Origin of the sequence: Ralstonia pickettii, from assembly GCF_001699815.1 — a bacterium.
In the GTDB taxonomy this organism is placed as follows: Bacteria; Pseudomonadota; Gammaproteobacteria; order Burkholderiales; family Burkholderiaceae; genus Ralstonia; species Ralstonia thomasii.
In genome coordinates this window covers 86967-110793 of the sequence record NZ_MCGB01000092.1, presented here as the reverse complement: position 1 = coordinate 110793, position 23827 = coordinate 86967, and the positions used below count along the sequence as shown (strand labels likewise).

Sequence of the window (23827 nt, the reverse complement as noted above, 5' to 3'; positions counted from 1 at the left end):
AATTCTACCCGGGTTTAATTGAGTGTCAATATTACCCGGGCAGAAAGCAACTGTCGCGCGCAACGTGACGCAAGCGTCATGCCGCCTGCTGAACGCGCGCCTCCACCAGCAACCGCTTGAGTTCCGGCACGCACGAGCCGCAATTGCCGCCCGCCTTCAGGCAGGCCGTGATCTCGCCGGTGGATTGCAGGCCCTTGGTGCGGATGGCATCGCAGATGGTGTTACGGCCCACGCCAAAGCACGAGCAAACGGTTGGCCCCACGTCGACGCCGGCTTCGATCGGCTGGCCAAGCAGCACGCCCGCACGATCGAGGTCTTCCAGGCGCTCTTGTGCGAACAGGCCAGCCAGCCAGTTGCGCGACGGCAGATCCGGGCGCGGTGAGAGAAACACGCAGGCTTCGATGCGATCGTCCACCACGTGCACGGCGCGGTAGACACGCGCGGTCGCGTCTTCGTATTCGAGCCAGTCGGCGTGCGGGTCAGTCACGCCGAGCAGCGTGCGCGCCCAATCGTGTACGGAGCCAAGGTGCTGGCGGCCGGCCAGCTCATAGCGCAGGAACTGCTTGCCCTGAATCCGCGTCCACCAGGTTGCATCGTCGGTGTCCAGTGCGCGCCGCGAGAGCACAAAACCGTGCCACGCCACATCAAACGGCTCGACCATCACCGGCGTGTGCTTGAACTCCGGCTCGCCGGACACCGGGTCGACCACCGGATTGACGACCGCACCCACGCGCGCATCGGAAGCAAACTGGCCGTTCCAGTGGATCGGTACGAACACGCTGCCGCGCGCGATACCGCCCGTCATGCGCACACGCGCCACCACACTGCCCCAGCGCGACGACACGCGCGCCAGGCCGCCTTCGCGCACGCCGGCCAGCAGCGCATCGTGCGGGTGCAGATCGACGAACGGTTCGGGCACGTGATCGGCCAGCCTGGGCGCGCGGCCGGTGCGCGTCATGGTGTGCCATTGGTCGCGCACGCGGCCGGTGTTGAGAATGAGCGGATATTCACCATCTGCCGCATGCGCGGGCGCACGGGCAGGCGTCGGCACGAAACGCGCGCGACCATCGGCGTGGGCGAAGCGGCCATCGCTGAAGAGCCGCGCTTCGCCGTTGCCCGACGTTGCGACGGGCCATTGCACCGGCGACATGCCGTCGTATGCCCCGGCGTCGAGCCCGGCCAGGCCGCCGAGGTGGAAGGCGCGGCGGACGCCGCTCGCATCGTTGGCGTAAGCGGACAGGCGCGCGTGCTCGTCGAACACATCGCGCGGGCTCTTGAAGTCAAAGCCGTCGTAACCCATGCGGCGTGCAACGTCGGCGATGATGTCCCAGTCCGCACGTGCCTCGCCGGGGGCCTGCAGAAAGGCGCGCTGGCGCGAGATGCGGCGCTCGGAGTTCGTCACCGTGCCGTCTTTCTCGCCCCAGCCGAGCGCGGGCAGCAGGATGTCGGCCAGCACGGTGGTGTCGGTGGCTTCAACGATGTCGGAAGCGACGACGAGTTCGCACTTGGCCAGGGCGCGGCGCGCCTGGTCCGCATCGGGCAGGCTGACCACGGGGTTGGTGCCCATGATCCACACGGCCTTGACGCGCCCGTCTTCAATGGCCTTGAACAGGTCGACCGCCTTGAGGCCCATCTTGTCGGCCATGCGCGGCGACGCCCAGAACGTCTGCACGAGGTCGCGATGCGACGGATCATTCAGCTCCATATGCGCGGCCAGCATGTTGGCCAGACCGCCCACTTCGCGGCCACCCATCGCATTCGGCTGTCCGGTAATCGAAAACGGCCCCATGCCCGCGCGGCCGATGCGGCCGGTGAGCAAGTGGCAGTTGATGATGCTGTTGACCTTGTCCGTGCCCGCCGTCGACTGATTGACGCCCATCGAGAAGGCGGTGATGGTGCGCTCGGTATCGGCAAACCAGCTGTAGAAGGTGAGCAGATCGTCGAGCTTGAGCTTGCAGGCCTTGGCGACGGCTTCGACGTCGTCGCTCTCGGTGCCGGCAGCTTCCAGCGCGGCGTCCGGGCCGTTGGTGTGCAGCGTGACGAAGTTCCTGTCGACCACGCCGCGCCGCGAGAGAAACGACAGCAGGCCGTTGAACAGCGACACATCGGTGCCGGGCTTGATGGGCAGATGCAGATCGGCCAGCTCGCAGGTGGCCGTGTGGCGCGGGTCAACCACCACCACTTTCATCTCGGGCCGCGCTTCCTTGGCGCGCATGATGCGCTGGAACAGGATCGGGTGACACCACGCCGTGTTCGAGCCCACCAGCACGATGAGGTCCGCCGTTTCCAGATCGTCATAGCAGACGGGCACGAGGTCTTCGCCAAACGCGCGCTTATGCCCCGCCACGGCCGACGACATGCATAGTCGAGAGTTCGTATCGATGTTGGCGGTGCCGATGAAGCCCTTCATCAGCTTGTTGGCGACGTAGTAGTCCTCGGTCAGCAACTGGCCGGAAACGTAGAGCGCGACGGAATCCGGACCGTGCTCTTCGGCGATGCGGCGAAAGCCTTGCGCGACGGCGTCGAGCGCGGTGTCCCACGAGACGCGCTGTAATGGCGCCGGCTTGGTGAACTCCGGAGCGTCCACGTCACGCGAGCGCTCGCGCATGGCCGGGTAAAGCAACCGGCCGTCCAGGCTCACGGTCTCGCCCAGCGCGGAGCCCTTTACGCACAGGCGCCCTGCGTTGGCTGGGTGCGTCGGATCGCCTTGAATGCTGACACTGCCATCCGCTTGCGGGGTCGCGAGCACGCCGCAGCCGACGCCGCAGTATGGGCAGGTGGTGCGCACGGCGTCCGTTACTGGGTGAATGGGGATGGTCGTCATCGTCATCTCTGTATTGCTGTGCGTATGGAGTACATCCCTTGTTTCATCCCCTGCCGGGGCTGACTCACTTTTCTTTGTCTTGCCAAAGAAAAGTAAGCAAAAGAAAGGCGCGCCCGAGATGGCGACTTCCCCTTGGATTTTTGTAACCGGGCGGGGAAGGAGGCAAACTCGCTTCGCTCAGACAAGCCTCCTTCCTTTTTCCGCCCGCTTACAGAAATTCAAGGCGCCATCTAGGGCAGGAACGGCCAAACCGGCTGCGTGCAAGCGGTGTTGCCGGTTTCGTGTCTTGTAGGTGTTCATTACGCCGCCTCCGCTTCGCAGAGCGCGCGGCCAAACAACAGGCGCTGGCGGATCGACGTGATGGGCACCTCGCGTTGGATCAGGTCGAAGTACCACGGGCCGTCGGCTACATCGCCGTAGAGGACTGCGCCGACGATACGGTCTTCCTTCAGCACCAGGCGCTTGTAGACGCCGCGGCGCGGGTCGCGGAGCACGATGTCTTCGGTGCCGTCGCCGCCGATGAAATCGCCTGCCGAATACAAGTCCACGCCGGTGACCTTCAACTTGGTGGCCGTGGCCTGCTGGACATAGCGGCGGTGCCCTGCGCCGGCCAAATGTGCGGCACACACGCGGGCCTGGTCCCAGATGGGTGCAACGAGGCCGAACGTTGCGCTGCGGTGCTGCACGCATTCGCCCACGGCGTAGATGCGCGGGTCGTAGGTCTGCAGCGTGTCGTCAACGATGATGGCGCGTTCGCAATGCAGGCCGGCCGCCTTGGCAAGCTCGATGTTCGGGCGCACGCCGGCCGTCATGACGACGAGGTCGGCGGGGATCTCGGTGCCATCCTTGAAGCGCACGGCGCTCACGCGGTCGGTGCCCAGCAGCTCCGCCGTGTGGGCGCCCAGCAGGAAGCGCAGGCCCTTGGCCTCCAGCGCCTTCTGCAACAGAAGGGCGGCCGGCTTGTCGAGCTGGCGCTCCATCAGGCTGTCGGGCAGGTGCACCACGGTCACGTCCATGCCCTGGCGCATGAGGCCATTGGCGGCTTCGAGCCCCAGCAGCCCACCGCCGATGACGACTGCATGCCGATGATTGCGCGCGGCTTCCAGCATCGTCTCCACGTCCTGGATGTCGCGGAAGGCGATCACGCCAGGCAGCAGATGCCCCGGCACCGGCAGGATGAACGGACGCGAGCCGGTGGCGATCAGCAGGCGGTCATAGCGCATCTCCACGCCGTCTCGCGAGCGCAGCGTGCGGCGGGGGCGGTCGATGGCGACGACCGGGTCGCCGGCGTGCAGCGTGATGTGGTTCTGGTCGTACCACTCGCGCGTGTTGAGCATGATGTCGTCAACCTGCTTTTCGCCGGCCAGCACAGGCGAGAGCAGGATGCGGTTGTAGTTGCCGTGCGGCTCTTCGCCAAACACGGTGATGTCGTACAGGTCCGGCGCGAGCTTGAGCAATTCTTCGACCGTGCGCATGCCGGCCATGCCATTGCCGATCACGACCAGCTTGGGGCGTACGGTCTTGGCGTTCATGCTGCCCTCTCCTGAAGGTTGTCGGTCATTGGAATCGGCTCATGCCGCTACCCACACCTTGCCGTCTTCCACCTTGGTCGCGTAGGCGTGCACGGAGTTGGCCGGCGCTTCCAGGCACTCGCCCGTGGTCAGATCGAAATGCTGCTTGTAGATCGGCGATGCGACGACGATGCGCTCACCCAGGTTGCCGACCAAGCCGCGCGAGAGCACGGCGGCGTCGGAGTTCGGATCGTAGTTGCCGATGGCGTACACGCCTTGCGTCGTGTTGCCGCCGACACGGAACACCGCAACCTGGTCACCTTCCACCAGCGCGCAGACGCCGGTGTTGGGAACGATGTCGTCCAGGGCACAGATCGGGGTCCAACGGGATGCTTGCATGGCGTCCTCCTCTTCCTCTATCAGGCTCAAGCGGCCTCAGCAACAACAGGAATGCGCACGGGCCGCGTCTTGGCACGCTCCTCGACCGTGGCAGGGCGGATCTGGCCACGCTCCTCGACGAAGACGACATTCGCATCCTTGGCTTCGCTGTTGACGAAGTGGCGGAAGCGCTTGCGCACGTCAGGGTTCGTCACGGCCGTCTTCCATTCGTCCTGGTAGGTATCGACCACGTGCTGCATCTCGGCTTCGAGTTCGGCCACGATGCCCAGCTTGTCGTTGATCACCACATCCTTCAGATAGTCGAGACCGCCTTCGAGGTTGTCGCGCCATGTGCTGGTGCGTTGCAGGCGGTCGGCCGTGCGCACGTAGAACATCAGGAAGCGGTCGACATACTTGATGAGCGTTTCCTGATCGAGGTCGGCCGCCAGCAGTTCGGCATGGCGGGGTTTCATGCCGCCGTTGCCGCACACATACAGGTTCCAGCCTTTCTCGGTGGCGATGATGCCGACGTCCTTGCCCTGCGCTTCGGCGCATTCCCGCGTGCAGCCGGAGACGCCAAACTTGATCTTGTGCGGCGAGCGCAGGCCCTTGTAGCGGTTCTCCAGCGCAATCGCAAAACCCACTGAATCGCCCACGCCATAGCGGCACCACGTCGAGCCCACGCACGACTTCACCGTGCGCAGCGATTTGCCGTACGCGTGACCCGACTCGAAGCCGGCCGCGATCAGCTCTTCCCAGATCAGCGGCAACTGCTCCAGCCGCGCCCCGAACAGATCGACACGCTGGCCGCCCGTGATCTTGGTGTACAGGTCGTATTTCTTGGCGACCTGGCCCACGGCGATCAGGCCGTCTGCCGTCACCTCGCCGCCGGGCATGCGCGGCACCACGGAGTACGTCCCGTCCTTCTGGATGTTGGCGAGAAAGTAGTCGTTGGAATCCTGCAGGCTGGCGTGCTCTTTCTTGAGGACGAAGTCGTTCCAGCACGAAGCAAGGATGCTCGCGACGGCGGGCTTGCAAATGTCGCAGCCCATGCCGCTGCCATGCGCTTCCAGCAGCGCCTCGAACGACTGGATGCGGCCCACGCGCACCAGGTGATACAGCTCCTGACGCGAATACGGAAAGTGCTCGCAGATGTGGTTGTTGACGGCCAGGCCTTGCTTCTTCATCTCGGCTTTCATCACCTGCGTCATGAGCGGCACACATCCGCCACACGAGGTGCCGGCCTTGGTGGCATCCTTGAGCGCGCCCACGGTGGTGGCGCCGGCGCACACCGCCTGGCACAGCGCGCCTTTCGATACGTCGTTGCACGAACAGATCTGCGCGCTATCGGGCAGCGCATCCACGCCCAATGCGGGGCGCGCATTGCCATCGGCCTGCGGCAGGATCAGGAATTCCGGCGCCTCGGGCAGCTCGATGCGGTTGAGCATCATCTGCAGCAGCGTGCCGTATTCCGCCGCATCGCCCACCAGCACGCCGCCCAGCAGGTACTTGCCGTCTTCCGACACCACCAGCTTCTTGTAGATCTGCTTGCGCTCGTCGGTGAACTGCACGCTGCGGCTGCCCGGCGTCACGCCCTGCGCATCGCCCAGGCTGGCGACATCCACGCCCATCAGCTTGAGCTTGGTGCTCATGTCGGCGCCGCTGAACTCCGACGCATCGTCGGCGGCCAGGATCTGCTTGGCGGTGATGCGCGCCATCTCGTAGCCGGGCGCAACCAGGCCGTAGATTTTGCCGCCCCACAGCGCGCATTCGCCAATCGCGTAGACGTCCGGCGCCGAGGTACGGCATTCGGAGTCGATCACGATGCCGCCGCGCTCGCCCACTTCCAGCCCGCAAGCGCGCGCCAGTTCGTCGCGCGGGCGGATGCCGGCCGAGAAGACGACCATGTCCGCTTCCAGGTGCGTGCCGTCGGCAAAGTTCAGGCGGTGCGTCGCGGTTTCGCCATCAACGATCTCCGACGTGTTCTTCTGCGTGTGGACGGTCACGCCGAGGTCTTCGATCTTCCGGCGCAGCATGCGGCCGCCGCCGTCATCCACCTGCATCGCCATCAGGCGACCGGCAAACTCGACCACATGCGTTTGCAGGTTCATGTCGCGCAGCGCCTTGGCGCATTCCAGCCCCAGCAGCCCGCCGCCGATCACGACGCCGGTCTTGGCGCGCTGGCCGCATTCGGCCATCGCTTCGAGGTCTTCGATGGTGCGATAGACGAAGCAGTCCTTGCGGTCGCGGCCCGGTACGGGCGGCACGAACGGCGACGAGCCCGAAGCGAGGACAAGCTTGTCGTACGGCAGCACCTCGCCGGTCGAGGCCGTCACCGTTTTGGCGGTGATGTCGATGGCCGTGGCGCGGGCGTTGAGCTTGAGCACCACGTCGTCGCGGTCAAAGAAGCCCGGCGCCACGAGCGAGAGCTCTTCCGCCGTCTTGCCCGTGAAGAATTCCGACAGGTGCACGCGGTCGTAGGCGGGGCGCGGCTCTTCGCACAGCACCGTCACCTGGAGGTGATGGCCCGGAGCATGCAGCAGGCTTTCCAGAAACTTGTGGCCCACCATTCCGTGGCCAATGACGACGATCTTCATGGTCATGGTGATGTCCTCTTTCAGGCGTTGCCGGCGGCGGCCAGCGTGTTGTCGTACAGCGCTTGTTCGCGTGCCTTGTGTTCTGCCGAGAAACGCACGGCAATGGCGCAGATAGCTGACAGCGCCACCAGCACGCCGAGGATGGACAGCGTGGCCTGCGTATCGGCCATGCCCTTGAGCAGGAAGCCCGCCGCCACCGCGCCGGCGTTGCCGCCCGCACCGATGATGCCGGCCACACCGCCGAGCGCACGGCGGTCAATGAACGGCACCAGCGCATACGTGGCACCGCATGCCATATGCGTGAACAGGCCGAAGCCCAGCATCGCAAGAATGGCCACCGGCACGCTGCCTGCATGGGCAAAGCCGAACAGGCCCAGGCCCTCGCCCATCATCAGCACGCACAGCAGTTGGGTGCGCGCATCCAGGCCACGCTTGGCGGCCACGCGGTCCGACACGATGCCGCCCAGCGCGCGGGCAAACAGCGCCAGCAGGCCGAAGCTGGCCGCGGCCATGCCGGCAGCCGAGAGCGACAGGCCGAAGTGATCGACGTAGTAGGTGGCGGCGATGTTATGGATGAAGATCTCCACGCCAAAGCACGCGCCGTAGGTAATGAACAGCAGCCACACCCGGTAGTTGCCGGCGGCGGCCACAAAGCTGCCCCAGCCGCCCTTCTTGCCGCCTTCGATGGTCTTGCCGGCGGCGCGCAGTGCGCTGAAGTTGCCTTCCGGGCAGTCCTGCGTATAGCGCCAGTACAGCGCCGCGACGAGCAGCATCGCCACGCCCGGCACCACCATGGCCAGGCGCCAGCCCATGCTCTGCGTCACGCCCATCATCACGATGGCGGTCAGCAGCAGCGGCATCGTGCCTTGCGCCACACCGCCGCCTGCGTTGCCCCAGCCGGCCGCCGCCGCGTTGGCGGTGCCCACCACGTTTGGCGCGAACATGACCGACGTGTGGTACTGCGTGATGACGAAGCTCGCGCCAATCGCGCCGATCGCCAGGCGGAAGAACAGGAAGGTCTCGTAGCTTTGCGCAAGTGCCACGCCCAGCACGGGGATGGCCCCCAGCAGCAGCAAACCGGTATAGGTCTTGCGCGGGCCGAAGCGGTCGCACAGCGGGCCGACGATCAGCCGCACCAGGATCGTCACCGCCACCGCCGCGATGTTGATGTTGGCGATCTGCCCCGGCGTGAGGTGGAACTCGCCCTTGAGCACCGGCATGAGCGGCGCGCAGGCGAACCACGCGTAGAAACACACGAAGAACGCGAGCCACGTCAGATGGAAGGCGCGCATCTGCGGCGTACGCAGGCTGAACAGGTCGATTCGGGTGGCTTTGCCGGTCATGTTGAATCCCAATCAGGGGCCAAAAAAAAGAAAGGCGTCCGAGAGCCCGGCTGCACTAGCCAGGGTCTGGGACGCCGTTGTCCAAGTAGCCCTGAGCACCAGGGCCTTCACCACGAAGAGCACGGATCGCCTTTGATTCGCGCAATGGTGCTACGCAACAGGTATGCCAGGCTCACAAAGCCTTGTCCTATCGCGGTTTACAGGAAATTGGCCAGACACCGGCCAGGGCGCGTGCCTCACACACGGGCACCGCACCGCACGCTTTCGGTGCAGACACGATTCGGGATGGTGCGGCACAGCAAATGCGTCGGCCGCCGCCAAGGGCGACCGGCGCATCTCGTGCATGACCGATAGGAAGGGAAGCTGCCGGATCAGGTTTCGGCGTCAGTAGCCGTGCGTCACGATCGACAGCACCGAGAGATCCGGATGCGTGCCGTCGACAATGCTGCGCGCCACGTGTACGGCTTCCTCCATGGCCTCTTCGGGGCTGCGGAAGGTATCGTCGCCATCTGCGTGAAAGGGCACGACATGACCGGGCAACTGTGGATCGGCGCCGGGGTGGCACACGTAGCCGGTGTAGGTGTAGCGCAAGGAGTTTGCCCGTGTCGGGCTTGGAACAACGTGAATTTCGAACCCTTCGTAGAGTTCTTGCGGTGCGGTGGTGAGCTGGTCAGACATGGTGGCCTCGCCGGGTTAGCGTGTACCGGCCCCGCCGGCGCTTGTGGCGCGGCGCGGCTGCCCTTGGTTCAACCAGTCTAGGTGATGCGGTGCATGTTGAAATCCGGCGGTTGGATGACATGCGCATCCACCGCCGTTCTTGGCGCCGGTGCCGGCTCGCGCTATGCGCGCTTGATTAGCCGGATGATGAACAGCAGGATCACCGCGCCGATCACCGCCGTGATGATCGAGCCGATCCACCCGCCGCCCAGCGAGATGCCGAGCACCCCCGCCAGCCATCCGCTGATGAACGCACCGACGATGCCGACCACGATGTCGACGAAGATGCCGAAACCGCCGCCCTTGACCAGGATGCCGGCCAGCCAGCCCGCCACCGCGCCAATGATCAACCAGGCAATCAAACCATGTGAGGCCATGTTTGCGCTCCAGAGAATGTGCGTTTTGAGGGACGTTACCGCATAGGCATAGTAGGCGAAGACAGCACAATCGCGATGTGCGTTCGACGGGGTTTTTGCAATTGCGTCGGGCTCAATCTGAGCATCCCGCGACAGCGCGCCACATTGCACTGCAGGGCAGGACGCCTAAAATTTCAGAAATTCCTGAAAATTGAGAAAGATCAAAACAATGCAACTCTCTCCCTTGAAACAGCGCTTCGTCCTGCATTTCGGCGAGATGGGCAGCCGCTGGGGCATCAACCGCACCGTCGGGCAGATCTACGCGCTGCTCTATGCTGCGCGCGAGCCGATCAACGCGGACGAGATCGCCGAGTCGCTGGGCTTCTCCCGCTCGAACGTGAGCATCGGGCTCAAGGAGCTGGAGTCGTGGAAGCTGGTGCGGCTGTCGCACAAACCGGGCGACCGGCGCGAATACTTTTCGGCCCCTGACGACATCTGGACCATCTTCCGCACGCTGGCGGAAGAACGCCGCAAGCGGGAGATCGACCCCACGCTTTCGCTGCTGCGCGACGTGATGCTCGAATCCCCCACGGATCCGGATGACCGCCACGCGCAAGCGCGCATGAAACAGATGTACGAGCTCATCACGCTCATGACCAACTGGTTTGACGACGTGCAGAAGCTCGACGCCGAATCGCTGCAGCAACTCATGAAGATGGGCGCCAAGGTGCATAAGTTGCTGGAAATGAAGAACAAGCTTGCCGTTGTCGTTGGCGGCAAGTCCAAGTAGCCCCCGAGAAAGCCCATGTCACTCGATCCCGTTGTCCTGGCGCGCATCCAGTTTGGCGCCAACATCACCTTCCACATCCTCTTTCCCACCATCAGCATTGCGCTGGCGTGGGTGCTTCTGTTCTTCAAGCTGCGCTATCGCAAGACCGGTGACGAGGCCTGGATGGCCGCCTATCGCCTTTGGGTGAAGGTCTTCGCATTGACGTTCGCGCTGGGCGTGGTATCCGGCGTGACGATGAGCTTTCAGTTCGGCACGAACTGGCCTGGCTATATGAATACCGTCGGCAATATCGCCGGGCCGCTGCTGGCGTATGAAGTGCTGACCGCGTTCTTTCTGGAAGCCAGCTTTCTCGGGATCATGCTGTTCGGCACGGGCCGTGTGAGCCCGCGCATCCACACATTCGCGACATTCCTTGTCGCGTTGGGCACGACCATCTCAGTGTTCTGGATCATCGCGCTCAATTCGTGGATGCAGACACCCGCCGGCTACGTGATGATCGACGGCCGCGCGCATCCGCAAAGCTGGCTGGCGATCATCTTCAACCCGTCGTTTCCCTACCGGTTCACGCACATGCTGCTGGCTTCGGGGCTGACGGTGTCGTTCCTGCTGGCGGGGTTGTCCGCTTACCGCTGGCTGCGCAACGACCGCGGTGGCGACGTGCGTGCGGCGCACAAGACCGGCGTGGTGCTTGCCGCCATGCTCATCCCGTTGCAGATTGCCGCCGGAGATGCGCACGGCCTGAATACGCTGGAGCATCAGCCTGCCAAGCTGGCCGCGATCGAAGGCATCTGGCAAACCGAACGCGGTGTGCCGGCCGTGCTGTTCGGCATTCCCGATGCAGCAACGCGCAGCAATCGCCACGAGATCGCGGTGCCGAAGGTGGCATCGCTGTATCTCACGCACTCGCTCGACGGCGAAGTGCGGGGGCTCGATCAGTTCGATCAGCATCCGCCCGTGCTGCCCGTGTTCTTCGCCTTCCGCCTGATGGTGGGCGTTGGCTTGCTGATGCTGGCGGTGTCGTGGACCAGCGCCTGGCGCCTTCGCCGCAATGGTGAACTGCCGCGCTGGCTGGCGCGCACCCTCGTCGCCATGACGTTCTCCGGCTGGGTGGCGGTGGTGGCCGGCTGGTACGTGACCGAGATCGGCCGGCAACCGTGGCTTGTCTACGGCGTGCTGACCACCGCGCAGGCCGCCTCATCCGTGCCCGCGCGGATGATCGGCAGCACGCTGGCGATGTATCTCGCGCTGTACGCGTTCCTCATCGCCTCCTACATTGGCGTGGTGTTCTATCTGGCCCGCAAGGCCGGCGGCGCCATCGACCCGACCGATGCCGACATCCCCGGCAAGCACACCTCTGAACTTTCCGCGCCCGTCGCGAGCCACGCATGAGCACCATTCCTGACCTCACCCAACCCGCCGGCTGGCTGCCGGTGGTCTTCATGGCCCTGATGGGGATCGCCGTGCTGGCCTACGTCGTCCTGGACGGCTACGACCTGGGCGTCGGCATCCTGCTGCGCCGCGCCGACGACGCCGAGAAGGACACCATGATCGCCTCCATCGGCCCGTTCTGGGACGCCAACGAAACCTGGCTCGTGCTCGGGGTCGGGCTGTTGCTGGTGGCGTTTCCGGCCGCGCATGGCGAGATCCTGGGCGCGCTGTATCTGCCGGTGGCGCTGATGCTGTTCGGGCTCATCCTGCGTGGCGTGGCATTCGACTTTCGCGTCAAGGCACGCGCGCACCACAAGCCGTGGTGGAATCGCGCGTTCTATGCCGGCTCTGTCATTGCCACCGCAGCGCAGGGCCTGATGCTCGGGCTGTACATCACCGGCTTCCAGTACGACGCGGCCAACGTCATCTTTGCGATCTGCACGGCAGGCGGCCTGATTGCCGGCTACCTGCTGCTGGGCGCCACGTGGCTCATCATGAAGACGGAAGGCGCGCTGCAGCTGCGCGCGGTGCTGTGGGCACGCGGCAGCCTCTGGTTTACCGCGTTGGGCGTGGCCGCCGTGTCGCTGGCGACGCCGTGGGTCAGCACTCGCGTATTCGACAAATGGTTTGCGCTGCCGAACATCATCCTGCTGGCGCCCGTGCCGCTGGTGACAATCGTGCTGTTCCTGCTGATCGACTGGGTACTGCGCCGCCTGCCGCAGCAGATTGCGAAGGGCGATGAACACCTCGTCTGGGCGCCGTTCGTCGGCACCGGCGCCATCTTTCTGCTGGCCTTCAACGGCCTGGCCTACAGCCTCTTCCCGTATCTCGTGGTGGACCGGCTCGACATCTGGCAAGCGGCCAGCGCGCCGGAATCGCTCGAGTTCATGCTGGTGGGCGTGGCCATAGTGCTGCCGACCATCGTCGGCTACACGATCTACTCGTACAAGGTGTTCCACGGCAAGGCGACGGAGTTGCGGTACTACTGAGTCAGCTACGAGCGCAGATACTTCCGCCCGGTGCTGTCTTGACGCTCGACTAGCCTTGCGGCCGGCGCTGCGGCAGCACCCACAACATCGCGCCCACGGCTTCCGCCTGCGAGCGCGTGCAAGTCTTTTCAAACATGGCTCGCAGTTGCCAGCGTACAGACGACCGAAGCGGTAGATCATCGTCTGCCGATAGGCGACCATTTGCGCTACGCTTACGACCTTTCGCCCGACCTCGCCTTCATTGCCTTCTGCGTCACCTCATGCCTACCCTGCAACACGTCGACCTGCGCACGGACCCCGCCGCCCGCCCTTTTGTGAAAGACGAGACCGTCCACGTCGACTTTGCCGCCCAAGCCGGCGAGCTGATGAGCCTGGAAGGCCCGAACCGCTACGCCCCTGGAGATGCACTGATCACCGGCTCAACCGGCGACCGCTGGGTCGTTTCGCGCGAGCGTTTCGATGCGAAGTACGTTCCCGCCGATGCATCGTTCGCGCATGGTCAGGCTGGCGCTTACCGCAACCGCCCCAGCGTGGTGCTGGCCAAGCAGATGCGTGAAGCGTTCTCGTTGGCGCGGTCCGAAGCCGGTGACGTACTGCATGGCCACCCCGGCGACTGGGTGCTCCAGTACGCCCCCGGCGACTACGGCGTCGTGCAGGCGCAGCGCTTCGCCAAGGTCTACCGCCCGGCCTGAAGCGCTACTGCGCCGCCTGCTGCTGGCGCTCGACTTCGTGGTGCTTCATCTGCAGGTAGTCCTGCCGCTCCACTTCGTGCAACTGGCGTGCGTACTGCTCGGTGGCGTTGAACCACGTGTTCAGCCGCTGCTGCAAACGCTTGTCCGGCGGCGCAGACAGCGACTTCAGATACGCATCGATGGCGAGGTAGTAGCGCATCGTGTTGCGCTCAAGCAGGCCGCGCACGCCGCCCACGAATTCGGGCTCCGCACCCGGCGACGATTCCGCCGTCTTGGTGAACCCGACCTTGCCGCTGCCCACGGTTGCAAGGTACGTGCGCATCGCCAGTCGACCGGCCGCGCCGTAACCATAAGCGTAGGTCAGGTGCAGAAACGTGTGGTTGCCAGTGCCCGGCGCGGGAATGGCCTCCAGCATGATGTGGTAGTCGCGGGTGCTGAGCGGGCCGGAAGCCGCGCTGAGTTCAACGCGAAAGTAATCCGCACTGCTGACAACAGGGTGATAACCAAACTCAAGGCGATAGCTGGCGGAAAGCGAGTCTTCTACCTTGCGGCCGAGGTTCACGTTGAGCACGCTGCTGTCTGCGCCGTGCGTGGCGTGGCAGTACTTGATATTCAGATGCAGGATGAGCACGTCGCACCAGTTGGCAGCACCGTGCTCCGGGTCGCCCAACGCGCCCTTGACGGTGGCAAACGGGTAGTCGAGCACGCTATAGATGTCGCTCTTGAGCCGGTCGGGGGCTTCGGTGGATTCCAGTACCAGCGGGCGATGGAACACGTTATCGGCCAACTGTGGCGCCACGCTCTGGTATTTGTCGCGCAAACCTTGCGCGTTGTCTGCCGCGCGCCCGGGGAGGCTCAGGCATAAGCCGACCAGCAGCGCACTCAGGACAAGCCAGTCCAACCAGGCGGTATGTCGGTGGGGGGTCATAGGCATCGCGTTCTCGTGGGACTGTTCTCCATTCTAGGAGGGGCGGATAAACATGCCGTCGCAACAAATGGTCCTGCACACGCACATCGGCCATGCGGCGTTCTGTCATCACGGCGGGCACCGGGTGCTCCGGTGCGGGTCGGTAGAATAAATACTTCTTCGCCTCGTGCTTCCCAGCACTTTCGGCACCATGCCCTCGCCACTCGTCGCCATTCGCGAACGCATCGCCAACCAGGTCCGCGGCCTGACGCGCGCCACCGGCAGCCTCACCCTCGACATTGCCTCGCCGCCGGGCGACCCGGGCCTGTTCGGCCCCGACGCGGTCTGCTGGAAGGTCCATGCCGATTTTCCGGCGATGATGGCCGGCGGGATCAGCGCGCTGTTGTTGCAAGCGCTGCACCCGCGCGCGCTAGCCGGCGTGTGGGACCACTCGAACTTTCGCGAAGACCTGCAAGGACGCCTGGGCCGGACCGCACAGTTTGTGGCCGGCACCACGTATGGCAGCCGACACGATGCGCTGGCGCTCATCGACCGCGTAAAGACCATCCACGACCGCGTGCAAGGCATCGCGCCCGATGGCCGGCCGTACTCGGCCAACGACCCCGACCTGCTCACCTGGGTACACGTGGCCGAGATGTCGAGCTTCCTGGCGGGCTATCTGCGCTACGCGGATGCCAGCCTGAGCGGCGCGCAGCAGGATCGTTACTTTGAAGAGACCGCGCTGGTGGCCGAAATGCTCGGCGCGCAGGACGTGCCGAAATCGCGGGCGGCGGTCCAGACCTATCTGCATGCGATGCGCGCCGAGCTGGTGGCCAGCGATCGTACGCGCACGGTGGTGGAAGTCTTGATGACGTGGCAGGCGCCGCGCCCGGGGTTGCGCCCGGCGGTCCGCCTCTTCCTGGATGCGGGCATCCAGTTGCTGCCGCCGTGGGCAATACAAATGCTTGATCTCAAGCGGCCGCCGCTGCAGGCGGCGTTTGCGTCGGCGGCCATGCGCACCGTGGCGCCGACGCTGCGTTGGGCACTCTACGAGGGCAGCGTGGCGCGCCGCGCTCGACGGCGGGCGCTGACGCCTGCCACAAGCTAGCGCGGCCAGCCTTACTCGACAGCCTCGGCAAGCGACACCTTGCCGCGCAGCGCCTTCTCTTCCAGCCGCATGACCAACAGCGGCGAAATAACCGACACCGCAGCGGCAAAGAAGAACAGATGCCGGAACGCGCTCTCGCCTGCGCGCTGCAGGGCCTGGGCATCGGCACCGCTGCTGGCAAGCGCGGCATGGAAAAGGTCCATCAGCACGTCGCCACCGGCCGCTACCTGCGCTTCGGGCGCAGCCTGACGCAGCAGCGCAATCAGCACGGACGTCAGCACCGCCACACCCACCGCGCCACCCAGCAGGCGCGAGAAGGCGGTCAGTGCCGTGGCCAGACCCACCGTCTGCGGCGACACCGCATTTTGCGTGGCCACCAGGCCGGTCGGGAACTGCACGCCAATCGACAGGCCAAGCACGATCATCGCCAGGGTCAGCGCCAACACGCTGTGCGGGTCCAGCAGACCCAGCGATGCCACGGCAAACGGCACCACGCATGCGCCACCCAGCATCAGGGGCTTGTAGCGACCGCTGTGCGTCATCCATTTGCCGGCAATGAAGGCGCCAAGCGGAATCGACAGCGTGAGCGGCACGAGGCGCAGCGCGGCGGCATCGGGGCTGGCACCCGCCACCATCTGGAAGCGCAGGGGCATCAGCACCGACGTGGCGATCAGCTGGAAGAAGCACAGGAACAGCGCCAGGCAGCAGATCGTGACGGTACGGACCCGGAACATCGACAGCGGAATGATCGGCTCGACGGCGCGGTTCTCTTGCCAGACAAACGCGCCCAGCAGCACCACCGCCGCCGCCAGCAGGCCAAGGTTTTCGGGCTGCGTGAGCGGCGTGCCCTGCCCCACGCGGGTGATCATCAGCAACAGCGCTGTCAGGCCTCCGGCAAACAGCACCACGCCGGGCACGTCGATGGGGCGGCGCTGATGCGCCACCGGCAGATGCCGAAGCGTGCGGCGCACGACGAACAGCGCGACGATGCCCAGGGGCAGGTTGATCCAGAAAATCCAGCGCCACGAGAGGTAATGCGTCAGATAGCCACCGATCACCGGTCCGGCGAGGCTGGCCATGGCCCACATGCCGCTCACGTAGCCCTGGTAGCGGCCACGCTCGCGCAGCGGCACCACATCGGCGATCGTGGCCTGCGATACCGAGATCAGACCGCCGCCGCCCAGCCCCTGCAGCACGCGTGCAAACAACAGCATCGGCATGCTGGTCGCCACCGCACACGCCACCGACGCCAGCACGAACAGCACGATGGCCGTCGTCAGCATGGCGCGGCGGCCGTAGAGGTCACTCAATTTGCCGTAGATGGGCGTCACCACCGTGGACGCCACCAGATACGCCGACACCAACCAGGCCATCAGCGCAAAGCCGTTGAATTCGCCCGCGATCACGGGCAAGGCCACCGCAACGATGGTTTGCTCCAGCGCGCCCAGCAAGATGGCGAGCATCAGCCCGCCCATCACTGCCATCACCGGAATTTCAGGCACGGGTAGCGCATCCAGCGGGCTGGATGCCGACGCGATGGGCGCAGTAGGCGTGTCTGGCTTGGGCGGTTCAATGCTCGGGCGGGAGGACATGGGAACGTGCGCGCATGCCGCTCAAGGCATCCGCGCCAATGGGAGAAGCGAAGCCGTTGATGATACTGCCGATTCGCAATCGTTGCAGAGTCAACGATCGGGCTGCCGAACGATGTCCTCATAGCAGCGACTGACATTTGCCGTCATGCCGGGCAACTCTTCTGCCAGGAATTCGATAAACACACGCACCGCCGGCACCAAGCCCCGGCGTGACGGAAACACCGCGTGAAACTGGTGCACCGGCAAGCGGTATTCCGGCAACAGCACGACAAGCCGGCCATCACGAACCGGCTCCGCGCAGAGGTTGAACGGCAGTTGCGCAACGCCAATGCCGGCCAGCGCCGTCTGCCCCATCAGATACAGGTCGTCCGTCACCAGCGCGGGGGTGTATTCGATATCGACCGCACCGCCTTCGGGAGCGGTCAGGCGCCAGCGCGTCCGCTCACCGGCCGCGCCGTCGACGCCCACGCCCATCACGCCGCGCATCGACTCCGGCGTCTCGAAGGGCCCATGCTCGGCGACAAACGACGGGCTGGCCACCAGCACCTGGTCGCTCACGCCAAAGCTGCGCACGACGAGGTTGGAATCGTCCAGCGTCGAGCGCACGCGCAGCGCCACGTCGTAGCCGTCGCCGATCACGTCGACACGGCGGTTTGTCACGTCCAGCTCAAGGCGCACATCGGGCTGCGCGCGCAGGAATTTCGACAGCACGGGCGCGATGAACACATGCGCCACGCCCACCGGACAGCTCACGCGCAGGCGGCCGGAAGGTTTTTCGCCGGCGTGCTCGGCCACCTCGAAGGCAGCGCGGGCGGCCTGGGTCATCGATTCGCAATGCGTAAAGAACGCCGAGCCCACGTCCGTGACATGCACGGCACGCGTTGAGCGCTGCAGGAGCCGCACCCCCAGACGTGTTTCCAGATCCGCCACGCGGCGGCTCACGCGCGATTTCGGAATCCCCAGCGCCCTGGCGGCGCCGGAAAAACTGCCGTGCGTCACCACGCTGGCAAACAGGACGAGGTCGTTCAGGTCTTCCATGGCGGTTCTCCAAAGCACCCGCGCATTGTCCCACTCATAGAACGATGTGTGTCGATTGGACCCACTACTGGAACTCGCTGCATCGCACTATCTTTGCAGCAACCCACCTTTTTCCTGGAGAGACACCATGCAAGTCCTTCACATTGATTCCAGCATCCTCGGTGACGCCTCGGCTTCGCGCCTGCTGAGCGCCGCCATTGTTGACGAGCTGCGCCGCGAAAACCCCAGCGCCACCGTCGTCCACCGTGATCTGTCGGTCGAAGCGATCCCCCACCTGGACGGCGCCATTGCCGCCGGCTTCCGCGCCACGGGCGCCGATGATTTTGACGACGCGACCCGCGCAGAGCATGCACGCTCAGAAACGCTCGTGAATGAACTGCTCGCCAGCGACGTGATCGTGGTCGGCGCGCCGATGTACAACTTTTCGGTGCCCAGCCAGCTCAAGGCCTGGATTGACCGCGTGGCGCAAGCCGGCCGTACGTTCAAGTACACGGAAACGGGCCCGGTCGGACTGGCCGGTGGCAAGAAGGTGATCGTTGCGTCGACGCGCGGCGGCATGTACTCCGCCGGCCCGGCCGCCGCCATGGATTTCCAAGAGGCCTATCTGAAGACCGTGTTCGGCTTCTTCGGTATCACCGATGTGCAGTTCGTGCGTGCAGAACGCCTGGCGATGGGCCCGGACGCCCGCGCACAAGCCCTGGAAGCCGCACACGCCGCCATGCGCGACGTTGTGAGCCAGGCCGTGGCAGCCTGAGCGAACACGGTTGCGGCGCAACGGGACGCGCCGCAACCGGCCTCGCACAATGCCAAACGGGCGCCAGCAGCAATGCGGCGCCCGTTTTCGTTTTTACTGGCGTGGCAAGAAGGTTGGATCGGCGCAGATGGCCGATCGGCAAATCACTCGTCGCGGTGTTCGCGTGCCTGGTGCATGGCTTCGAGCAGACGGCGCGTACGCAGCTTGTTCCACATGACCGGCACGACGATCGCAGTGGCGATCAGGCACGGAGCAGCCCAAGCGATGGTGGATTCCAGAACATTGGTCATGATGCGCCCCCCGATGTGTTGCCGATGCGCGCTGTTGGGTGGCGCGCATCGCGTGGTCCCCGCAGGGCTTTGGCCCTGACATCTATATGGACGGCTATCGGCGCTGTGCGTTCAAACCTGAAGCCCAACGTTTGCCGTTTGGTGTATTTCCCGCCAGTCTCGACGATCTGTCAATAGTGGGGCGATAAGTTCGTGGAACATTGTGGCGCTGCACTGACAGTGCCCGAGCGCGCCGATGCTGCTCCACAGTCTGATCGCAAAGGTAACGGCAAATTACGGTGGCCCCGGCACACCCGTGGCCAACGTGGGGCGGGCCGTCGACTACCGGCCTTGGCGTCACAGTTTTTCTTACAAACGGTAAAGCGCGGTTGCGAAGCGTTTCCATACAGTGAGGCCAAGTCCAACGATCACCACGGAGCCTCATCATGAAACGCACCATCGCCCTGCTCATCCTTGCTGCTGCCGCTACCTCTGCGCTGAGTGCGTGTGTGGTGGTGCCGGCCGGCGGTTATTACGATCGCCCGCATTACTACCACCCGTACTACCGCGGCTATTGATCCGCAAACTGCGTGGCGCGGCCGGCATGTCCGCCCCTCAGGCCTTGCGCGCCTGCAGCATGCGGATGCGCGCGACGGCCTGGTGGTCGGTCGTGGCGGCGTCATAAAGGCGCGCCAGGTCGGCCTTCAGTGCCGTGCGCGAACCGCCGTCCAGGTACACCATGTGCCCCGACGGATAGAACCCCGCCGACAGGTTCTTCCGCACATCGGCATCCAGCAAGGGCATCGCCTTCAGGTCAAGCATGGTCTGGTAGAACGGCGTGACGAAGTCGTAGTAGCCGTTGGCGGAGAAGACTTTCAGATCCACGTTCAGGCTCATCGTGGCGGCCAGGTTGCCGGCCGTGTAGAGCGCGACGTTGCCGTTGGCATCGAGCCCTTTCTGCGCGCCGGTCGGCGCTGGCGCCGCCGCATGCCAGCGCGTACGGGCTGGAGGCAGGGAAGTCCGCGTGGTCCACGCGATCGGGCTGACCGTCGGTGGAGCCGCTGTCGCCCGACGCAGTACACACCGTCACACCCATCGTTGCGGCGCTCTGCAGCGCGGCGTGCATGGCCTGCGGCGTCCAGGCGCTTTCGGGGGCGCCCCCAAACTGATGGACACCACCGAAGGCCGCAGCTTGGTTTCATGGATGGCGGCGTTGATGGCCTGCACGAAACCGGCGTCGGTATTGACCGTGAAGTACACGGCCAGCGTGGCGCCCGGCGCAGTTGCGCCTCCCACCTCCAGGTCGAGCACGACTTCGCCGTCGGGCCCGCTCGGGTCGCCGGTTGGGCGGTTTGCGCCCTGCCCGACGGGCACGGCCGTCACCGTCGGCACGGGCACGCCCAGCTCCTGGAAGTACGCACGCAGACCGTCTTCCCGGTAGCCGCCGCCGCGTTCGATAAACGCAATGCACTGGCCCGCGCCGTCGCCCTGCGGAAAGCCGTAGAGCTGCGCGAGCTGCATCGGTGTGTACGACGCGGTGGGGACCGCACGCGCGGGCCGGATGCCTCCCGGCTCAGTCGACCCGGCAGGCAGCGGCACGAAGCGGCAATGCGGCTGCGCCTGTGGGCGCGAGTCGAGCCCCAGTGCGGCAACAACCACGTCCTGCAATGACTCCGGCAACCGCAGCGGGCCGGAACGCCCGCGGTATTCGCAATCGCCATGTGCCACGCGGTGCAGGTGCGTATCGAACGCGCGGCAGAACTGTTCGACGGAGCCCTCGAGCGTGACGGTGGCGGCGGCCACGTTCACTTCAACCACTTGCAGACTGTGTTCGCGAGCAAAGGTGCGGACGGCATCGATGTCGTCCGAAGTGGCGCCAAACTGAGCAGCCCATTCTTCGCGGGCCAGCGGTGTGGGCGGCGGCGTCCCGGCGGCATGCGCGTGAACAAAGCCCGACAGGCGCGCATCGAGTTCAGCCTCGTTCGGCCGGCGCAATTGCACAAGCGCCCGGATCTGCTCCGCCGGGTGCGCATCGCCGAGGATGCGTTCGTCTTCAGAAATCGTGCGCTCGCTGCCGCGCAGGGGGTGCCGGACCGTGGGCCATCTCCATGTAGGTAGGTGGCCCGTGCGTCGCAACCGGCGTGCCGCGGCGCTGAGGGTGCCGGCAGGATGCGGCGCCACCTCCCACCACGTTAGGCGATGGCTTGTCCGCTTGATCTGCGGGGTTCGTCAGTCGGCGAAATCGGCGCTGCCAGCGCCTTCTGCGGAATGCTGCGGCTTGCCTTCGGCAAAGGCACGGCGAATCAGCGCGCCGCATGCCGCGCTGCGCACATAGGCGCGTGGGCCAAGGGTCTCGCGCACGAGCATGCCGTAGTACCGCTTGTCAGCGGTGATCCACGGATAGAAGCCGAACGCCCCGGCCGAACTGAACGCGCCGTCGCCGCCGGGCTGATCCTCGATCCAGTAATTGAGCGCGTAATGCCATGGCAGCGCGGCGGGCGTGCTGACGGCAGTTGGGCATGTGCCGGGCTCGGTGCAGACGGCATGCTGGCCGAGCATCCTGCCGAGCTGGTATTCGCCGCGGATGAGACGACGCAGGAACTGGCCGTAAGCAGCCGGCGTGGCGATCATTCCGCCACCCGGTTCGGGCGCGAGATAACGGATGCCGAGCGGCTTGCCGGCATCGCGCAGGCCCGGTGCATTGGCAAGCTGGTGGTCGAGGTCATTGTTGAGCGCTTCGGCATCGGCGCGGCCCAGGCCGAGATCGATCAGCAGCTTCTGATCATGACCGCCGTTGTAGCTGAAACGCCCGACATGCCCGGGCGTGAAGGTCGCGTTGCGACCGCGCGCAAAGCAGCTTTGCACGGTGTCATTGCGATTGCACAGCAATGGATTGAGCCCGTCGTAGCCCGAGCGCATGGTGAGCGCGTCGATTTCGGCGGGTGTGGGCTTGCCTTGCGCACGCTCGACCACGTAGGCGCCAAATATCCATTTGGAGGCCGATGCCAACCGCACCGTCTTGTTGGCGCCGATGCGCTGGCCCTGCTGCCCGTGAATCAGCTCGCCGTGGGCGTCACCGATTTCCCAGTAGTAATCGCCTAGACGCTGACAACTGCCGGCATGCGCCAGTGTTGATTGCACCGCGGCACGGCGCGCTGCCAGACTCGGCGCAGCGGCGTGGGCGGCGGCCCCTGCCACCAATGCAGCCCATGCCACCAGAACGGCACGCCCCCCTTGCCCGAACTCTGCGAACGCCCTGTTGCTCCGGGCGCGTCTTGCTTGCGTCATGTCGATGTCCTGCTCTTTCTGTGTTGCCTTGCTAGCCCGGCGGCACTGTAACGCAGGTGCGTGGCATTTCGCTGTTTTACGCTCGGGCGCTTGTTGCTGTGCAGTCTTGCAACAAGTCATCCACGAAACGCGCGTGACTGTATCGGTGGCACCTTGCAGGCAGGTTGCGGGGCGCCATCGTCATGCGTTTCAAACGTAAGCGTTTGCGCATCGATTAATCATCTTCGCAGGTGATGAATATCACTTCCTATTTGAACCCCCAATATGTCCTAAACCTACCGTTTATGAGCCAAATGGAGGATAAGAATCATGCCAAGGGGCGCTGGCGGTCTGCAGAGAGTGTCCTAGAATGCAACCGAAGAAAAGTAGATTTAAATAAAAGTAAATACGCGGCAGCGGCGAGCTTTCGGGAGCGGCCATGGGAACAATCAAACGGGAAACAGCGGGCTTGACTGCCCGGCTGGGGTGGGAACGTCACCCTGCCAATTGGCAGATGATTCCTACGCGTCGGCGCCTTTTTCAAACACGTCTTCCGGCGACGCGCGCCTCCACCATTCTGCTCTGGCTGCTGGCCATCTCGATTACCGTAGGTGTCGGACTGCTGCATCGATTGTGGTAGCCATAAAAACATAACGGAATTTTGTACGGGGAAGGTCGCAGCGCTAGAGCGAACACGCAGTCAACCACCGAATTGACAGACCGGCATAACGGCACCGAGGGACAGTCCGACCCGCTTCACTGGGTCAATCGCATCCGGACGGATTCAACGTCTGGAGCATCGTCATCCCTCCATTCGGAAATCACGCTCCTGCATGTGACCATTGCGCCGCGAAAGCGGCATGTGGGGCACGTCATTCAACCGGCGCGCCTGATCAATGGGGGGAGCATCATGAATATTTCATTCACCGGCAAGACGTTCAGGTCCGTAGGCGACCTGTTCTTCCAAGCCATCGTCGACGGCAAGGTCGTCAGCTGTTTCGTCACCTCCGAAGCGCTGTCGCTCTGCGATTGCGCGCATCAGAAGATCACGGCCGAAGAGGTCTATCGCAATTACCGCGACTGGATCGAGTTGGCTGCATCGGACCTGATCCGTGCAGGTTCGCTCGCGCCGGTCATTGTGCGCGGCCGCGACCTGGCCGCTTCACGCGCATCGTTGCCGCACGGTGGCGTGCCGGCCTACGACCTGGACCGCGCACGTCAATTGCGCCTGGTTCCTCGCTCGTCGCGCTGATATCAATCAGCGCTG

At 64.8% G+C, this 23827-nt stretch carries 21 protein-coding genes and 1 pseudogene; 8 read left to right on the top strand and 14 right to left on the bottom strand.

The annotated features are described in order from the left end of the window. Positions 1-76: 76 nt before the first annotated feature. From BEK68_RS19560 to BEK68_RS19530, 7 genes are all read right to left on the bottom strand, one after another. Complete coding sequence (locus tag BEK68_RS19560) at positions 77-2830, bottom strand: nitrate reductase (RefSeq protein ID WP_024542589.1); 2754 nt, start codon at positions 2828-2830, stop codon at positions 77-79. Positions 2831-3123: 293 nt separating this feature from the next. Then, the gene (locus BEK68_RS19555; protein ID WP_012430236.1) at positions 3124-4356 is read right to left on the bottom strand and encodes an NAD(P)/FAD-dependent oxidoreductase; all 1233 of its coding nucleotides are present in this window, start codon (positions 4354-4356) and stop codon (positions 3124-3126) included. A gap of 39 nt (positions 4357-4395) precedes the next feature. Then, positions 4396-4734 (bottom strand): nitrite reductase small subunit NirD, encoded by a 339-nt coding sequence (gene nirD, locus BEK68_RS19550; RefSeq protein ID WP_012430235.1) that lies wholly within the window; start codon positions 4732-4734, stop codon positions 4396-4398. Positions 4735-4760: 26 nt separating this feature from the next. Continuing rightward, positions 4761-7316: a nitrite reductase large subunit NirB gene (gene nirB / locus BEK68_RS19545; protein ID WP_012430234.1), complete on the bottom strand. Its 2556-nt coding sequence runs from the start codon at positions 7314-7316 to the stop codon at positions 4761-4763. Between the two features lie 14 nt (positions 7317-7330). Then, positions 7331-8653, bottom strand: coding sequence for an MFS transporter (locus BEK68_RS19540; RefSeq protein ID WP_012430233.1), 1323 nt, complete (start codon positions 8651-8653; stop codon positions 7331-7333). A gap of 384 nt (positions 8654-9037) precedes the next feature. Further along, entirely contained in the window at positions 9038-9331 is a 294-nt protein-coding gene (locus BEK68_RS19535) for a hypothetical protein (protein ID WP_012430232.1), read from the bottom strand. Between the two features lie 161 nt (positions 9332-9492). After that, on the bottom strand, positions 9493-9747 hold the full coding sequence (locus BEK68_RS19530; RefSeq protein ID WP_012430231.1) for a GlsB/YeaQ/YmgE family stress response membrane protein: 255 nt from the start codon (positions 9745-9747) through the stop codon (positions 9493-9495). 208 nt (positions 9748-9955) lie between these two features. On the opposite strand from BEK68_RS19530, the gene BEK68_RS19525 reads away from it, so the two are divergent. The 4 genes from BEK68_RS19525 to BEK68_RS19510 all read left to right on the top strand — a co-directional run bounded on the left by BEK68_RS19525 (position 9956) and on the right by BEK68_RS19510 (position 13625). Then, on the top strand, positions 9956-10516 hold the full coding sequence (locus BEK68_RS19525) for a GbsR/MarR family transcriptional regulator (RefSeq protein ID WP_009240564.1): 561 nt from the start codon (positions 9956-9958) through the stop codon (positions 10514-10516). Positions 10517-10531: 15 nt separating this feature from the next. Then, complete coding sequence (locus BEK68_RS19520; RefSeq protein ID WP_012430230.1) at positions 10532-11905, top strand: cytochrome ubiquinol oxidase subunit I; 1374 nt, start codon at positions 10532-10534, stop codon at positions 11903-11905. After that, positions 11902-12933, top strand: coding sequence for a cytochrome d ubiquinol oxidase subunit II (locus BEK68_RS19515; protein WP_004627546.1), 1032 nt, complete (start codon positions 11902-11904; stop codon positions 12931-12933). Before BEK68_RS19520 ends, BEK68_RS19515 begins: the two co-directional genes overlap by 4 nt. 260 nt (positions 12934-13193) lie before the next feature. Further along, positions 13194-13625 (top strand): PGDYG domain-containing protein, encoded by a 432-nt coding sequence (locus tag BEK68_RS19510; RefSeq protein ID WP_012430229.1) that lies wholly within the window; start codon positions 13194-13196, stop codon positions 13623-13625. A gap of 4 nt (positions 13626-13629) precedes the next feature. On the opposite strand, the gene BEK68_RS19505 is transcribed toward BEK68_RS19510, so the two are convergent. Next, positions 13630-14559 (bottom strand): hypothetical protein, encoded by a 930-nt coding sequence (locus BEK68_RS19505; RefSeq protein ID WP_012430228.1) that lies wholly within the window; start codon positions 14557-14559, stop codon positions 13630-13632. Between the two features lie 184 nt (positions 14560-14743). On the opposite strand from BEK68_RS19505, the gene BEK68_RS19500 reads away from it, so the two are divergent. Further along, positions 14744-15640, top strand: a complete 897-nt coding sequence (locus BEK68_RS19500; protein WP_012430227.1) for an oxygenase MpaB family protein — start codon at positions 14744-14746, stop codon at positions 15638-15640. An 11-nt stretch (positions 15641-15651) separates the two neighbouring features. On the opposite strand, the gene BEK68_RS19495 is transcribed toward BEK68_RS19500, so the two are convergent. After that, the gene (locus BEK68_RS19495; RefSeq protein ID WP_012430226.1) at positions 15652-17232 is read right to left on the bottom strand and encodes an MDR family MFS transporter; all 1581 of its coding nucleotides are present in this window, start codon (positions 17230-17232) and stop codon (positions 15652-15654) included. Positions 17233-17322: 90 nt separating this feature from the next. Beyond that, positions 17323-18270, bottom strand: a complete 948-nt coding sequence (locus BEK68_RS19490) for a LysR family transcriptional regulator (protein ID WP_012430225.1) — start codon at positions 18268-18270, stop codon at positions 17323-17325. Between the two features lie 127 nt (positions 18271-18397). Here BEK68_RS19490 and BEK68_RS19485 point away from each other — a divergent pair, with 127 nt between their 5' ends. Further along, positions 18398-19024, top strand: coding sequence for an FMN-dependent NADH-azoreductase (locus BEK68_RS19485; RefSeq protein ID WP_004627558.1), 627 nt, complete (start codon positions 18398-18400; stop codon positions 19022-19024). A 143-nt stretch (positions 19025-19167) separates the two neighbouring features. Here BEK68_RS19485 and BEK68_RS25840 read toward each other — a convergent pair whose 3' ends face one another. Further along, on the bottom strand, positions 19168-19314 hold the full coding sequence (locus BEK68_RS25840; RefSeq protein WP_012430224.1) for a hypothetical protein: 147 nt from the start codon (positions 19312-19314) through the stop codon (positions 19168-19170). 425 nt (positions 19315-19739) lie between these two features. Between BEK68_RS25840 and BEK68_RS26405 the strand changes: the two genes are divergently transcribed. Then, positions 19740-19871, top strand: coding sequence for a hypothetical protein (locus BEK68_RS26405; protein ID WP_004627564.1), 132 nt, complete (start codon positions 19740-19742; stop codon positions 19869-19871). A gap of 37 nt (positions 19872-19908) precedes the next feature. On the opposite strand, the pseudogene BEK68_RS19480 reads toward BEK68_RS26405, so the two are convergent. From BEK68_RS19480 to BEK68_RS19470, 3 genes and pseudogenes are all read right to left on the bottom strand, one after another. After that, a pseudogene (locus BEK68_RS19480) lies at positions 19909-20268 on the bottom strand (peptidase S1); the annotation flags it as partial. A gap of 111 nt (positions 20269-20379) precedes the next feature. Continuing rightward, a complete protein-coding gene (locus tag BEK68_RS19475; protein ID WP_049768053.1) occupies positions 20380-21474 on the bottom strand; it encodes a protease pro-enzyme activation domain-containing protein in 1095 nt (364 codons plus the stop codon). Between the two features lie 48 nt (positions 21475-21522). Beyond that, positions 21523-22581 (bottom strand): hypothetical protein, encoded by a 1059-nt coding sequence (locus BEK68_RS19470; RefSeq protein WP_012430222.1) that lies wholly within the window; start codon positions 22579-22581, stop codon positions 21523-21525. An 889-nt stretch (positions 22582-23470) separates the two neighbouring features. Here BEK68_RS19470 and BEK68_RS19465 point away from each other — a divergent pair. Next, a complete protein-coding gene (locus tag BEK68_RS19465) occupies positions 23471-23812 on the top strand; it encodes a DUF1488 family protein (RefSeq protein WP_004627574.1) in 342 nt (113 codons plus the stop codon). Positions 23813-23827 lie beyond the last annotated feature (15 nt).